General features: G+C 61.9%; 9 protein-coding genes. 7 read left to right on the top strand and 2 right to left on the bottom strand.

What is annotated here, in order from left to right:
• Positions 1 to 74: 74 nt before the first annotated feature.
• Positions 75 to 2,711 (top strand): TonB-dependent receptor, encoded by a 2,637-nt coding sequence (locus FHW96_RS07250; protein WP_216650812.1) that lies wholly within the window; start codon positions 75 to 77, stop codon positions 2,709 to 2,711.
• Positions 2,711 to 3,820, top strand: a complete 1,110-nt coding sequence (locus FHW96_RS07245; RefSeq protein ID WP_172339871.1) for a histidinol-phosphate transaminase — start codon at positions 2,711 to 2,713, stop codon at positions 3,818 to 3,820. Before FHW96_RS07250 ends, FHW96_RS07245 begins: the two co-directional genes overlap by 1 nt.
• Here FHW96_RS07245 and FHW96_RS07240 read toward each other — a convergent pair whose 3' ends face one another.
• On the bottom strand, positions 3,821 to 4,861 hold the full coding sequence (locus FHW96_RS07240; RefSeq protein ID WP_172339870.1) for an aromatic ring-hydroxylating dioxygenase subunit alpha: 1,041 nt from the start codon (positions 4,859 to 4,861) through the stop codon (positions 3,821 to 3,823).
• A gap of 137 nt (positions 4,862 to 4,998) precedes the next feature.
• Here FHW96_RS07240 and FHW96_RS07235 point away from each other — a divergent pair, with 137 nt between their 5' ends.
• Positions 4,999 to 5,658: a TetR/AcrR family transcriptional regulator C-terminal domain-containing protein gene (locus tag FHW96_RS07235; protein WP_172339869.1), complete on the top strand. Its 660-nt coding sequence runs from the start codon at positions 4,999 to 5,001 to the stop codon at positions 5,656 to 5,658.
• A gap of 141 nt (positions 5,659 to 5,799) precedes the next feature.
• Positions 5,800 to 6,927 (top strand): LacI family DNA-binding transcriptional regulator, encoded by a 1,128-nt coding sequence (locus FHW96_RS07230; protein WP_172339868.1) that lies wholly within the window; start codon positions 5,800 to 5,802, stop codon positions 6,925 to 6,927.
• On the opposite strand, the gene FHW96_RS07225 is transcribed toward FHW96_RS07230, so the two are convergent.
• Positions 6,813 to 8,132 (bottom strand): MFS transporter, encoded by a 1,320-nt coding sequence (locus FHW96_RS07225; RefSeq protein ID WP_172339867.1) that lies wholly within the window; start codon positions 8,130 to 8,132, stop codon positions 6,813 to 6,815. The two genes, FHW96_RS07230 and FHW96_RS07225, sit on opposite strands and share 115 nt — an antisense overlap.
• A gap of 173 nt (positions 8,133 to 8,305) precedes the next feature.
• On the opposite strand from FHW96_RS07225, the gene FHW96_RS07220 reads away from it, so the two are divergent.
• The 3 genes from FHW96_RS07220 (at position 8,306) to FHW96_RS07210 (ending at position 14,253) form a co-directional block, all read left to right on the top strand.
• Positions 8,306 to 11,128 (top strand): TonB-dependent receptor, encoded by a 2,823-nt coding sequence (locus tag FHW96_RS07220; RefSeq protein ID WP_172339866.1) that lies wholly within the window; start codon positions 8,306 to 8,308, stop codon positions 11,126 to 11,128.
• 72 nt (positions 11,129 to 11,200) lie between these two features.
• The gene (locus FHW96_RS07215; protein WP_216650811.1) at positions 11,201 to 12,739 is read left to right on the top strand and encodes a tryptophan halogenase family protein; all 1,539 of its coding nucleotides are present in this window, start codon (positions 11,201 to 11,203) and stop codon (positions 12,737 to 12,739) included.
• Positions 12,736 to 14,253 (top strand): tryptophan halogenase family protein, encoded by a 1,518-nt coding sequence (locus FHW96_RS07210; protein ID WP_216650810.1) that lies wholly within the window; start codon positions 12,736 to 12,738, stop codon positions 14,251 to 14,253. Before FHW96_RS07215 ends, FHW96_RS07210 begins: the two co-directional genes overlap by 4 nt.
• The last annotated feature ends 106 nt before the right edge of the window (positions 14,254 to 14,359 follow it).

Genomic DNA, 14,359 nt, shown 5'->3' with positions numbered 1-14,359 from the left:
GGCGGTGGGCGGGCGCTCAATCGTCTTGAGGATTGAGAACGACGCAAACGTTCCTTCCCCAAGAGGTTCCATTCATGTCCCGTGATTTCCGCAAGCCGCTTTTCGCGGCCCTTCTTGCTGCGCCCGCCATCTATGCCGCCCCGGCCTATGCCGCCGATCAGAATTTCGACATTCCGGCCCAGCCTCTGGCCAAGGCACTCAATGAATTCGGGCGGCAGGCCGGGGTGCAGATCTTCTTTCCACGCGGTGCCATCGCCGCCATGCGGTCCGAGCCGATCAAGGGCCATATGTCGCGTCAGGCCGCGCTGGCCCGGTTGCTCGCGGGCAGCGCGCTGGCGGTGAAGAATGACGATGGCAGAACGGTCATTCTGGGCATGCAGGAAGCCCCACGCGACACGCTGGCCCAGACCATTCCCGCCGAAGAGATCATCGTAACCGGCACGCGTGAGACCGGCCAGACCCGCTTTACCGCTCTGGCCCCGGTTGATACATTCAGCGGCAAGACGGTCAATTCCACCGTCAGCAGCACGCTGCATGAAAAGCTGGCGCAATTGGTGCCCGCCTTTACGGTTAAGCGCCTGCCCGCCTCGGACGGGCCGCAATTCGTGCGCCCGGCCTCGCTTGATGGCCTTTCGCCCGACATGACGCTGGTGATGATCAACGGCAAGCGTTTCCACCGCTCCGCCTTTATCAACAGCGGGTCGCAGGCCCCCGATCTGGCGCAGATCCCGACCTTTGGCATCGGAAGGCTCGAAGTTTTGCGCGATGGCGCATCGGCGCAATATGGGTCGGATGCCATTGCAGGCGTCATCAACATCATTCTGGACACCAAGCCCGGTTTCTCCGCCTTTGTTCAGGGCTCGCAATATTACATGGGCGATGGCGCCTCGGTGCAGGCCGGTGGGCGCGCCGGTTTCGCTCTGCCCAATGGCGGCCATTTGGTGGTGACGGGCGAATATGCCCGCAACGAGGCCACCTCGCGCTCGCATCAGCGCGACGATGCCATCGCCTTTGCCGCCGCCAATCCCACCATCGCGGTACCCTCGCTGGTTCAGCGCTGGGGCAATCCTGAAGGGCGCTCTTTCCGCATGGCGGTGGATGCGGCCGAAAATATCGGCGCCAATGTCGAAGCCTATGCCTTTGGCACGTTCAGCACCGGCAAGAGCTGGTCCGACATCAACTGGCGCAATCCCGCCACCAACAGCAACCTGTACAAGACCACCACAACCTATCCCGGCTTCAACCTCAACACGATCTATCCCGCCGGTTTCACCCCCAGCGAGCGGGTGCGCTATGACGATATCCAGATGGTCGGCGGTCTGCGCGGCGGCAAGGGCAGCGATCTGAGCTGGGACATCAGCGGTTCTTATGGCTCGAATGCGACGAATTTCTTTCTCGACAATTCGATCAACGCCTCGCTGGGGCCTAACAGCCCGCTCAATTTCTATCTGGGTCGCAATGTCCAGCAGGAATTCAACCTGAATGCGGACGGCGTCTATCGTCTGGCCATGCCCTTCCTCGACCGCCCGCTCAACATTGCCTTTGGCGCCGAGCGGCGGGTGGAAAGCTACAAGATCCGGCCCGGCGAATATGCCTCCTATGCGGTCGGGCCGGGGGCGGCGGCGGGCCTTGCCGCCGGGGCCAGTGGCTTTCCCGGTTTCACCCCGCAACAGGCGGGCACATGGAGCCAGACCAGCTATGCCGGCTATCTGGACGTGACCGCGCCGATTACGGAAAAATGGAGCGCGACGGCCGCCATTCGCGATGAGCATTTTTCCAGCTTTGGCAACACGTTCAATTACAAATTTGCCACGCGCTATGAAGTCGCGCCGATGCTGGCGGTGCGCGGCTCCTATTCCACCGGATTTAAGGCACCCACGCCCGCCCAGCTCAATTCGACCAGCACCAGTCAGGGCCTCGATACCAACACCTTGCTGGTTTACACCACGGGCCGTCTCTCGCCCACCAATCCCATAGCCCAGTTCTTTGGCGGCAAGGCGCTGCAACCGGCCACCTCGCGCACGATCACGGCGGGCGGTGTGTGGAAGACATCATGGGGCCTGTCCGGCTCGGTCGATCTTTATCAGATCCAGGTCGACAAGCGTTTCAGCACTTCGCCCACCTATACGCTGACCCCCGCGCTCAAGGCCCAGCTTCTGGCGCTCGGCCTGTCGCAGGCGACCGATTACAGCACGATTTCCTTCTATACCAACGACTATAACACCCGCAGCCGCGGCATCGACATCGTGGTGTCCTATAACCATCAGGTCGGGCCGGGCCGCCTTGATGCGACGGTGGCCTACAGCTATACCAAGACCAAGGTGACGGCGGGCGCTCTGGCGGGCAATACCACGCAAAAGACCCTGTTCGAGCAGGGCCTGCCCCAACATAATGCCACGGGCAGCATCACCTATACGCTGGGCAAATGGTCGGCGATGGGGCGCGGCCGCTATTACGGGGCCTATACCGATTCAAGCGGCAATTCGACCGGCGACATCTTCCAGCGCTTTGGCGGGATTGCCTTTTTCGATGCCTCGCTGTCTTATGCGATGAACCGGAACGTTACCCTGCGCATCGGAGCGGAGAATATCTTCGACACCTATCCGCAAAAGGCTTTGTTCCAGTATAGCCGGGGCCTGAACTATTCGCGCAACACGCCCTATGATACCAATGGCGGCAATTATTACGCCCGTGTGGATGTGAAGTTCTGATGCGTATTACTCGCCGCTCCATTTTGCCGGTTGCTGCCGGGGGCCTGTTGGCTCCCGGTCTGCTGGCCGCCGCTCCCTCGTCCATGCCGCCGCCTCAGCCCGAGCATAGCGGGGATGTGAAAGCGCGCCTTGGCGTGACCGAAAACCCTTTCGGCCCCAGCCCGGCGGCGCGACGGGCAATCATCGCCTCGGTGGCCGAGGCGCCTTATTATCCGCATAGCGAGGCGGCATTGCGGCAAAAAATCGCCGCGCAGGAAGGGCTTGCGCAGGATCAGGTCACGCTCTCCAGCGGATCGCTCGATGCGCTCACGCTGCTGACGGTGGCGATTGCGGCGGGCGGGCGCGTGCTGGCGCCGCGGCCCACTTACAGCACCCATCTGGCCTATGCCGCGCGGCAGGGGATCGAGACAGATTGGGTGAACTTGCGCGCCGATCATCACATTGACCTTGATGCGATGCTGGGTGCTATCGGCCTGCAGACGAGGCTGGTCTATCTGTGCAATCCAAATAACCCGACCGGCCTTCGCCCCGAACCCGAGCAATTGCGGGGCTTTTGCATCGCTGCCTCGCGCAAGGCGCCGGTGCTGGTGGATGAGGCCTATTTCGAACTCGCGCCCGATCCGCATCGGCAATCCATGGGTTCTTTGGTGGGCGCGGGGCATGATGTCATCGTGACGCGCACCTTTTCCAAGGTCTATGGCCTCGCGGGCCTGCGCATCGCCTATACGCTGGCTCAGCCCCAGCGCATCCGCCAACTCAACGCGCGCATCACCACCTCGCGCAATCAGGCGGGGTTGGCCGCTGCGCAGGCGTGCCTTGGCGATGCGGCCTATCTGGCGGGCGCTATTGCCTATCTGAAACAGTGTCGCGAGATGATCTATCGGATCTGCGAGGCCAATGGGCTGCGCTATCTGAAATCGGACGGCACCTTTGTCTATATCGACTGCGGCATGCCCGCCGCCGCTCTTCAGGCCCGTCTGGCCGCGCGCAGCGTCGAGGTGCGCCTGTTCGAGGGCGAGGCCTATCGCAACTGGATGCGCGTGGGAACGGCAACGCCGGACGAGCTGGCCTATTTTGGCCAAGTTCTGCCCGGCGCGCTGGCGGGGTGATTATGAAGAGGGGGCCGTCGCGGCTTCGGCGTCCATCCGCGCATAGAGGATGTTGCGCGCCCGCGCCCCGGCGGCATCCCCCGGCAGCCAGCCCAGCTTGACATCGCGCAGCGATCGGCCAGCCAGATTGCGCTGCTGCTCCTCCAGCATAGGCAGGTCTTCCATCTCGAAAGGCATCTTGAGGAAGTCCACCTGCGTCCGCGCCAGCGCTTCTGCCTGCGGCCCCATGGCGCGGGGAAAAGCGATGGAATAGAAATAATGCGTGCTGCCCTGCGTGGCCGGTGTGAAGAGATGGCCAGTCGGCGTACCGGGCGCGCCGCCGCGATCCTGGCCTGCCGGAACCGCGCCGGCAAAGATCGCCAGATTGGCGGGCGCATCCCAGCGCGTATGGATCCAGCGATCAACCGGCCTATCCGAAGGCACGCCCATCGGCCCCGCGAGTTCGGGCCGCATCATTTCGCCATAGACATCGCGGTTCGACCAGATCTGGTCGCCGTCCTGATGCCATTCATAGGCGCCATTGGCCACCTCGCTGCTGCCCAGCGTGGTGGGGTGCAGGAACTGGATATGGCTGAGGTCGAGGATATTTTCGACCTCCAGCTCCCAATTGGCCTGTACCAGGAGATAACCTTGGCCGACGCAATGGACGGTGGGATCGTTGAAGGAGAAATCAGGCAGCAGGTCAGGGTCGGCGGCAGCAGGTTCGCCCATCCAGATCCAGATCGCGCTGAAACGTTCGATCACAGGATAGGAGCGCAGCCGCATCCCCTTGGGCGGCGCGCCGAAAGGATTGTGGACACAGGCCCCCGTATGGTCAAAGCCGAGCCCATGGTAGGCGCAATGCACCGCGCCATCCTCCAGCCGCCCCATCGACAGCGAGGCATAGCGATGCGGGCAGACGCCGCTGAGCGCGGTGACCGTGCCGTCAACCTGGCGGAAGAAAATCAGCTTTTCGTCGAGAATGTGGCGCGGCAGCATGGCCTCGTCGGTGACTTCGCTGTCCCATGCGGCGACATACCATGCGTTGCGGATGAATGGCATTATATCCTCTCCCTTGCTTATGTGTACTAACGGTACACTTGTGGGGCGCCAAGTCAACCATGATATCGTGACCCCATGGGCGGATCACGCTACAGGCAGGATGGAACACCCGCCGATGCCTCTTACGGAGCCTGTTTTTGTCACGATCCCCGGAACCCAAAGCGCGCGCCGAAACCCGTGGCAGCAAGGCCGATGCGGCCCAAACAAGGCGCGCGGCGCTGATCAAGCACACGCGGCAACAGATGCTGCTGCATGGGCCTCATAATGTCAGCCTTGCCGAAGTTCTGCGCCTTGCGGGTGGGTCAAAGGCCACGGTGGCCAAATATTTCGGCGGGCGCGACGGGCTGATCGCGGCGACCATGCTGGACACGGCGCAGACCGCCATGCAGGAGCTGGCGCTGGCCAAACAGGGCGCATCGGTGGAAGAGGCGCTGGAAAATCTCCTGACCGGGATTCTGAGCTTTTATCTCCAGCCCGAATCCATCGCCGTCTATCGCGGCGTCATCGCCTGCGGCGGAACCGATGCAGCCGCGGGGCGGATCTTTTACCAATCGGGCCACAAGAAAATTGTCGAGGAATGTGCGGGATTTCTTGACCGCTGGAAGGGGCAGGGCCTTCGTCATGACCTCTCCTCGCCCGATGCCGCAGGCCAGTTGGTCCATGCTATCAGATCCGGCCTATATGAGGAAGCGCTGCTGGGTCTGCGCGCGGTTCCGGTGGATGGAGCATGTATCCGGGAGAGGGCGAAGGCGGTGACGCTGCTGTTTCTGGCGGGAGCTGCGCCGCGTTTGGCTTAGAGCATGGTTTCTCCCGTGGCTCGCCATTTGAACCGGGGCCGGCCAGGTGCTAAAGAATGCATCAAAACAGGGGGGATGCCATGAAGTGCCGTCGGGCTGATTCCGTGATTCGTCGCGCCTTTTTTATGTCGCTGCGTTTCCATGGCGAATGATCAGGTGCAATCCGGGCGGCGGCCAAGGCTGATCGACGTTGCGCAGGCAGCGGGCGTGTCTGTCGCCACGGTTTCGCGTGTGCTTGACGATCATCGCGCCATCACGCCCGACACCAAGGCCCGCGTTATCGCGATAGCGCAGGAGATGGGCTATCCTCTGCGCGAGGGGGCGCAGGACAAAGCGAAAACCCGCGCCCGAAAAACCAGACGCAGCGGTTCGATCTGCGCGGTCATGCCGGTCGCACTGCCCAGCGGCAGCCGCCTTGCCAATTCCTTTGAACTCAACCTGTTGGGCGGGATCGGGGCGGCGATGCGCGATCACGGGCTGGATTTTTCGATATCCTCCCAGGCCCCTTATGATGACGCCTCGCTGGCCCGTTTTATGGCCACCCATCCCTATGACGGCATTATCTTTCTGGGCCAGTCGCAGTTTCACTCCGGGCTGAACCAGATGGCGCAGGGCGGGCGGCCCTTTGTCGTCTGGGGCGTGGAAACGCTCGACCAGCTCTATTGCTCAGTGGGCAGCAACAATGCCGAAGGGGGATGGCAGGCGACCAGCCATCTGGTGAAACTGGGGCGGCAAAGGATTGCCTTTATCGGTCAGGCCGCGCCCATCACCACGGCCCAGACCCGACAGGCGCAATTGTCCGAAAGGCTCTTCGGTTTTCGCCATGCGCTGGCGGGCGCGGGCCTGCCTTCCGGCCTCACATTTCTGCGCCCAGCACCGTCGGGAATGCAGGCAGGCACCGAGGCAGTACATGCGCTGCTCGACCAGAAGGTGGCGTTCGATGCGATTGTCGCATCGTCTGATCTGGTGGCGGTGGGGGCCATACGGGCGCTGCATGAGCGCGGATTGCGCGTACCCGATGATGTGGCCATCGTCGGCTATGATGACAGCGAGGCCGCCCGCCTTGCGCATCCCCAATTGACCACCATCCGGCAGGACACGATCCTTGCCGGCAACCTCCTGGTTTCAAAACTGCTGAGGATGATGGAAGGCTATCAGGTGCGCTCCGAAAGGTTGCCCACCGAACTGGTTATTCGCGAATCCTGTGGCGCTTTATCCGCCGAGGGAAGGATGGAGCCGCAGGTCCCGAACAAGGCGATCAGTCCATAGGCCAACATGGGGATGACAAAGCAAAGGGCAAAACCGAAATGCTCTCCGGTCCACCCTACCAGCACCGAAAGGATCGCGCCTCCGGCAATCGCGGTGCTGAGCAGGCCCGAAACGGCTGCAGAAGGAGCCGCCGAGCGTTCGACCGTGATCGAAAAGATGACCGGAAACATGATCGCATTGAACAGGCCGATGGACAGCGCGGCATAGCCCGCCACCGGCCCCGAACCCATTGCGGCAAGGGCGCTGGCGATTGCCGCGCCGCCCGCCGCAAAACCCAGCATGCGTGCCGGGGGCCAGCGATGAAGCAGCCATGTGCCCCCCAGACGCCCCGCCAGCGCGCCGCCCCAATAGAACCAGCCCAGATAATGCCCGGCCTGCTCAAGCGACAGATTAAGGACAGATTTCTGGTGGAGATAGGAGATCAGGATGCTGCCGATGGACCCTTCGGCGCCGACATAAAGCGCAATACCTCCGGCTCCGGCCAAGGCCCAGCCGGACCCAAGCGCCGCGCGGATCGGCGCATTACCGGATTGAGCGTTATCGGATTTTACAGAAGGCCGCGACCAAGACCACGCGGATGCTCCGACCATCAGTGCCGCGACCAGCGCAACCCCGTTGAACGCCGCCGACCAGCCATAAGCCTGACCAATGCCCAAAGTCATGGCGGGGGCCGTCGTGACCCTGGCGTTAAGCGCGAGGTTCGTGCCCAGCGACACGCCCACCAGCACGCCCAGCGAATTGAAACTCTGCGCCAGCGTCAGGCGCGAGGAAGCGGTGCGCGCAGGGCCAAGCTGGACCACCAGCAGATTGGCCGCCACCTGAAGCACCGACGTGCCCAGTGCGATCACGGCCAGCGAGGCCAGCATCAGCCCATAGCGCGCATCGACGCCAAAGGGGGAAAGGATGAACAGCCGCACCTGAAAACAGCCCAGCATCATCAGGCCCAGCCCCGCCAGCACCATCGCCTTTGCTCCAAAACGGTGCAGCAACTGCGCCAGTATCAGCGAGGAAAGCCCGCTGACCACCAGCGCGATCCATTGCACCGTCATGGCCGAGGAAAGGCCCAGACCAAAGACGATGCGAATCGCCGGAATCAGCGTTGGCCCCATCGCGCCCGACAGGCCCATGACCAGAAACACCAGCAGAGCAACCGCTTGAAGAGATTTTTGCCGATCAGTGGCGGACAGGACGGAAACTGTGTTCATCGCGTGCTTATGCCTCGATCTTGCCGGGGCGGACAGGGTGCCCGAAATTTGCATATGCAAACGGAACGCCTACCCATTGCAACCGATTGCGTAAAGACTCAATATTGTGGGCGAACGAAGGCTGGCGGCCAATTTGCGATCTGCCAGCCATGCACAGGGAGGGAACCAATCTCATGAAGCTACAGAAGAGTCTTGCCTGCTCCACGGCGATCATCGCCCTGATGAGCCATGGCGCCGCATTCGCGCAAGTTGCGCCTCAGCCGACCGCCGCCCCGGCCGATATCGTCGTCACCGGCATGCGAGCCAGCCTTGAACGCGCGCAGGCCGTCAAGCAGAAGAGCGCGGGCGTTGTCGAAGCGCTCTCGTCCGAGGACATCGGCAAATTGCCGCAATCGAGCGTGGCGGATTCGCTGGGTCGTTTGGCGGGTCTGGCCGGTGAACGCCGCGCCGGCCGCGTCAGCGGCATTTCGGTGCGCGGCTTCCGCGAGGATTTCGTCGGCACCACGATGAATGGCCGCGAACTGATCGGCATTGGCGACAATCGGGGGGTGGAATATGACCTCTATCCGTCCGAAATCATCGACACGGCGGTGGTCTACAAGACCCCCAATGCCGATCTTTCCGCGATGGGCGTGGGCGGCACGGTGGACATGCGCACGATCCATCCGTTGGAGCATAAGCGCACGCTGGTGGTGAACGGTACGTTCGAACAGAACGGACAGAAGTCGAAGAACCCCGATTTCAAGGACAATGGCTATCGCGTCGCCCTGTCCTTCAGCGACAAATTCGCCAACGACACGATCGGTGTGGCGCTGACCGCGGCCACCACCTCTTCGCCCACGCAGGATCAGTATTTCAGCGTGTGGGGCTATGACAAAGGGGCGATTTCCTCGGGCGCCAATGCGGGCAAATATGCGCCCGCCGGGATCGATATCTCCTCACGCTCGCGCCTGTTGAAGCGTGATACGCTGGCCGGTGTGCTGGAATTCAAGCCTGCCGAGAATTTCACCGCGATGGTGGATGCGCTTTACATCAATTTCTCCGATCAGGGCATCTCGCGCGGCTTTGTCGAAGCCTTGCCCATCGCCTCGGACGGCAGCACGGTGATTTCATCGAACGCCACGGCCATCACATCGGCCCGCACCATCGGCTTCAACTCGGTCCTGCGCACCGATCCGCTGGACAAAAAGGGCAAGCTCAAGAGCTTTGGCGGCAATCTGAAATATGATCCGGCGCCCGATCTGCATCTGTCGCTCGATGTCGCCCATTCCGAAAGCACCAAGCGCGATACGCGGGCCGAAAGCTATGCAGGCCTTGGCCGCGCGGGGCTGACCACGCAGGGGCCGAACAATATCCGTACCTACAACTATGGCGACAATGGCCTGACCTTCTCGAACAGTTCGCAAAGCTTTGACAATTACAGCACCGTGCGCCTTGCCGGACCGCAGTCATGGGGCGGCAGCCTGTCGCCGATCACGGCGCTGAACCAAAGCGCGGTGATCGGTGCGGGCGGGCAGCCGATCGGCTTTGCTCAGGCGCAGGATGGCTTCCTTAACACCGCGATCTTTGATGAAAACCTGGATTCTCTGCGTTTTGCGGTTCAGAAGGATTATGAGGATTCCTTCATCAAGCATGTCAATCTGGGGGCCCGCTATTCCGACCACAAGAAATCGAAGGTCAATCAGGGCTACTTTCTGACCGCCAGCACCTATCCGCTGGACGGCGCCATTCCCACCTCGGCGCGACGCGGCGTGGCGGATGTGAACTGGGCAGGTCTGGGCAATGTGGTGGCCTATGATGCGCTTGGGCTGATCAACAGCAACTTCTATACCCGCTATGATGCGGCCAGCCTTGAGCCGGATCGCATGGGCGACACCTATACGATCCGCGAGAAGGTGTGGCAGCCCTTCTTCAAGGCCGATTTCGAAAAGACCTTCGGCGGCGTCCGCATGTTCGGCAATGTCGGCCTGCAAGGCGTGATCACCAACCAGCGCGCCTCGGGCTTCAACTCGGTGATCGGCTCGAACCAGCTCGACATCGCCACCCCGATCAGCGACGGCGCCAATTACGCCCGCGTGCTGCCCAGCCTGAACCTGAACTTTGACCTTGGCAGCGGCCATACCGTGCGTTTTGCCGCCTCCAAAGTGATCAGCCGCCCGCGCATCGACTATCTCAACCCCGGCTCCTCGGTGAAATTCCGCAATAATGTGGCCAATGTGACCAACACCGATCCGGGCCTTGGTCCGTGGGTGTCGACCTCGGGCAATGCGCAACTGCGCCCCTATGAGGCCAACCAGTTCGACGCCTCCTATGAATATTATTTCGCCCGCGACGGGTTCATCTCGGTCTCGGCCTTCTACAAGGATCTGGTCAACTGGAACGTGGCCACCACCACGGTGCGCGATTTCACCCAGTTCTATATCCCCGGCTATCATCAGGCGGTCAGCAGCAATGGTTCGACCATCTACACGCCCGCCACGTTCAAGGGCCTGAACACCACCTATACCGGCGGGCTGAAGGGCGAGGTAAAGGGTATCGAAATTCAGGCGAGCCTGCCCTTCGGCCGCTTTGTTCATGCGCTTGACGGCTTTGGCATCGTGGGTGGCGCGGCCTTCACCGATGGCGGGCTGAAAGATGGCACCGATGTGCCGGGTCTGTCCAAGCGGGTGTTCCAGCTCACCGGCTTCTTTGAAAAGGGCGGCTTCTCGGCCCGCGCTTCGATCAACAACCGTTCCAAATGGCTGTCGGAGGATCGGGGCGGATCGAACACGATCTCGCCGGTCAACCGGGCCGGGCAAACGCTGGTCGATGCACAGATCGGCTTTGATTTCAAAAAGACCGATATTGCCTATCTCAAGGGCCTGAGGATCTCGGTTCAGGCTCAGAACCTGACCGACCAGAAGGACACCTATACCGATACGGCCAGCGGGCTGGTCACGCGGGTGGAAACCTTCGGGCGCAACTTCCTGCTCAACCTGACCTACTCGTTCTTCTGAGCGGGGCCGTTCTGACAGGGCCTTGTTCGTGATAGTCCTCCCCGCTCGCCCCAACGGGCGGGGAGGGCGCCCATGACCAAAACACAAGAGGATGCAAACGTGATCCGACCGATCCGCAAGGTGGTCATTCTGGGAGGTGGTACGGCCGGCTGGATGACGGCCGCCCTGCTGGCCAAGGTTCTGGGGGCGACCACGCAAGAGCGCAGAATCGCCATCGAACTGGTCGAATCCGACGACATCGGCATCATCGGTGTTGGCGAGGCGACGATCCCGCCGATCCAGCAGGTCAACGCCGTGCTGGGCATCGACGAAGCCGAGTTTCTGCGCGAAACCAAGGCGACGATCAAGCTGGCCATCCGGTTTGAAAACTGGGGCGCGATTGGTGAAACCTATTATCACACGTTTGGCTCGGCGGGGCGCAATCTGCCCTTCTGCTCGTTTCACCATTTCTGGACCCGCGCCCGCCAATTGGGGATCGAGGGCAGCTATTGGGATTTCGACCTCAATTATCTGAGTGCGCAGGCGGGCAAATTCGCGCCCACCACCGGCAATGACCCCATCTGGGATATGCCCTATGCCTATCACTTCGATTCCGGCCTCTATGGCCAATTTTTGCGGCGCTATTCCGAAAGGCTGGGCGTCCTGCGCACCGAAGGCACCGTCCGCGATGTTCAGCGCGCCGCCGGGGTGGGCGATATCATGGCGCTGGTGCTGGCCGACGGGCGACAGGTGGCGGGCGACCTGTTCATCGACTGCTCGGGCAGCCGGGGCGTGCTGATCCAGCAACAGTTGGGCACCGGCTATGAGGATTGGGGGCACTGGCTGCCCTGTGATCGCGCCATGGCCGTTCCTTCACAGCGCCATGCGCAAACCGCGCCTTTTACCCGCTCGATTGCCCATGGCGCGGGATGGCAATGGCAGATCCCACTGCAACATCGCAATGGCAACGGGCTGGTCTATTCCAGCCGCTTTTGCAGCGACGATGAGGCCGCGCGAGTGTTGCTGGACCATCTGGAAACGCCAGCGCTGGACGAGCCGCGCATCATCCATTTCCGCACCGGACGCGCGCGCCGCCAATGGAACCGCAATGTCGTAGCCATCGGTCTGTCGAGCGGCTTTCTCGAACCGCTCGAATCCACCAGCATTTATCTGATCCAGTCGGCGATCACCCGCCTGCTGCACCTGTTTCCCCATGACGGGATCACAGCCGATCTGATCGGGGAATATAACCGCCAATCGCGGATCGAGACGGAGCTGATCCGCGATTTCATCATCCTGCATTACCACGCCAATCAGCGCCGGGATTCCGACTTCTGGCGCGACCTTCGCCAGATGGAAGTGCCCGAAAGGCTGGCGCGCAAGATCGCTCTCTTCGCCGCCAATGGCACGCTGTTTCAGGACCAATATGACATCTTCATGGAGCCGTCCTGGGTGCAGGTGCTGATAGGGCAGGGCATTTTGCCCGCCGATTATCACCCGCTGGCCGATGGCCCGTCGGAGGCGCAATTGCGCCGGCAATTGGCCCAGTTGGCGCAATTGAAAGCCCGACCGCTTGAGCAATTGCCCAGCCATGACGACTATCTGCAACGCTGTCTGGGCCAACCGGCATGAGGCTGCCTATGACCCCCTTGCGCATCGCGATCATCGGCGGGGGGACGGCAGGATGGATGACCGCCAATCTGCTGGCCCATCGCTGGGGCGAAGGCAAGGCACAGATCACGTTGATTGAAGCGCCCGAAATTGCCACCATCGGCGTGGGCGAGGGATCGACCCCCACGCTCAAGCGGTTCTTCGAGGTTCTGGGTATTGCCGAGGGCGAATGGATGCCCGCCTGCTGCGCGACCTATAAGGCCAGCATCCGTTTTCAGGGCTGGAGCCCGGCCTCGGGCGTGGCGCAATACAGCCATCCTTTCCTGACCCAGCTCGACCTGCATACAGAGGAGGCTTTTAGCCTCAATTGCGGCAATCGCAGGCTGGGGCTGGATGTGCCGACCGCGCCGGGCGATTTCCTGCTGGGCGGCGTTCTTGCCGCGCGGGGTAAAGCACCGCTCGCGCCCGCACATTTCCCGTTCCGGATGGAATATGGCTATCATTTCGACGCCGCATTGCTGGGCCAATTCCTGCGCGATTGCGCCACGGTGCGCGGGGTTACGCATCGTCAGGCGCATGTGCAGGACATCATCCGCGATGATCGCGGCGCCATTGCGGCGGTAATGACCGATCGGGCCGGACGGATCGAAGCGGATTATTTCGTTGATTGCACAGGCTTTGCCGCCTTGTTGATGCGCGGCGCGCTCGATGTGCCTTTTGTCAGCTTCCGTGCCAATCTGTTCAACGATGCCGCTGTGGTGCTGCCCACGCCTGCCGCCGTGCCCGTCCCGGTGGAAACCACCGCGACCGCGCTTTCCCATGGTTGGGCATGGTCAATCCCGCTGACCAACCGCACCGGCAACGGCTATGTCTACAGCAAGGATTTCCTGTCCGCCGATGCCGCAGAGCAGGAATTGCGCGCCGCTCTCGGGATGCTCGACAGCCCGGTCGAAGCGCGCCACCTGAGTTTCCACACCGGCCGGCTTGCCCGGCATTGGGAGCAGAACTGCCTTGCCGTCGGGTTGGCGCAGGGCTTTGTCGAGCCGCTTGAGGCCACCGCGCTGCATCTGGTGCTCAACACCGTCGATCTGTTTATGGATCATCTGGAGCGGGGCAGTTTTACGCCGCAATACGGCGATGCCTTCAACGCCGCTATCACCGACCGGGTTGAGCGGGTGCGCGACTATATTGTCGCCCATTACAAGCTGAACACGCGCGATGACAGCGACTATTGGCGCGCCAATCGTGACAATGACCATCTCTCCGATCCCTTGCTCCATATTTTCGACACATGGTTTCGCCGGGGCGATCTGGCGGCGCTGCTCGCACAGCAGCCGGGCCTGAGCCATTTTACCAGCGCTTCGTGGCATTGCCTGCTGGCCGGTTATGGCGCCTTCCCGCCTCTGGCCGAGGCGCAGCGCGAGGATGTCGATTTTTACCGGTCCCGCGATCTGGCGCGGTTTCTGGATGGATGCAGTCTCAATTTCCCGTCGCATGGCGATGCCCTTGCCCAAATGAAGAAGGTGGCAGCATGAGAACCCCAAAAATCGGCAAATTTGCACTCACCGCGGCGTTGGGCACTGCGCTGGCCTTAAACGCATTTCCGGCGCAGGCCGCCAAACCGGCCCCTGGGAAGCAGAC

This window comes from Novosphingobium sp. SG751A (genome assembly GCF_013149295.1).
In the GTDB taxonomy this organism is placed as follows: domain Bacteria; phylum Pseudomonadota; class Alphaproteobacteria; order Sphingomonadales; family Sphingomonadaceae; genus Novosphingobium.
The sequence above is the reverse complement of the archived record's forward strand: the minus strand, read 5'-3'. Positions and strand labels throughout refer to the sequence as shown.

Coding starts and splice junctions, on each gene's coding strand:
- FHW96_RS07240 (WP_172339870.1), bottom strand. CDS start 4,861: ATGCCATTCATCCGCAACGCATGGTATGTCGCCGCATGGGACAGCGAA.
- FHW96_RS07215 (WP_216650811.1), top strand. CDS start 11,201: ATGACCAAAACACAAGAGGATGCAAACGTGATCCGACCGATCCGCAAG.
- FHW96_RS07225 (WP_172339867.1), bottom strand. CDS start 8,132: ATGAACACAGTTTCCGTCCTGTCCGCCACTGATCGGCAAAAATCTCTT.
- FHW96_RS07220 (WP_172339866.1), top strand. CDS start 8,306: ATGAAGCTACAGAAGAGTCTTGCCTGCTCCACGGCGATCATCGCCCTG.
- FHW96_RS07250 (WP_216650812.1), top strand. CDS start 75: ATGTCCCGTGATTTCCGCAAGCCGCTTTTCGCGGCCCTTCTTGCTGCG.
- FHW96_RS07210 (WP_216650810.1), top strand. CDS start 12,736: ATGAGGCTGCCTATGACCCCCTTGCGCATCGCGATCATCGGCGGGGGG.
- FHW96_RS07245 (WP_172339871.1), top strand. CDS start 2,711: ATGCGTATTACTCGCCGCTCCATTTTGCCGGTTGCTGCCGGGGGCCTG.
- FHW96_RS07230 (WP_172339868.1), top strand. CDS start 5,800: ATGGCGAATGATCAGGTGCAATCCGGGCGGCGGCCAAGGCTGATCGAC.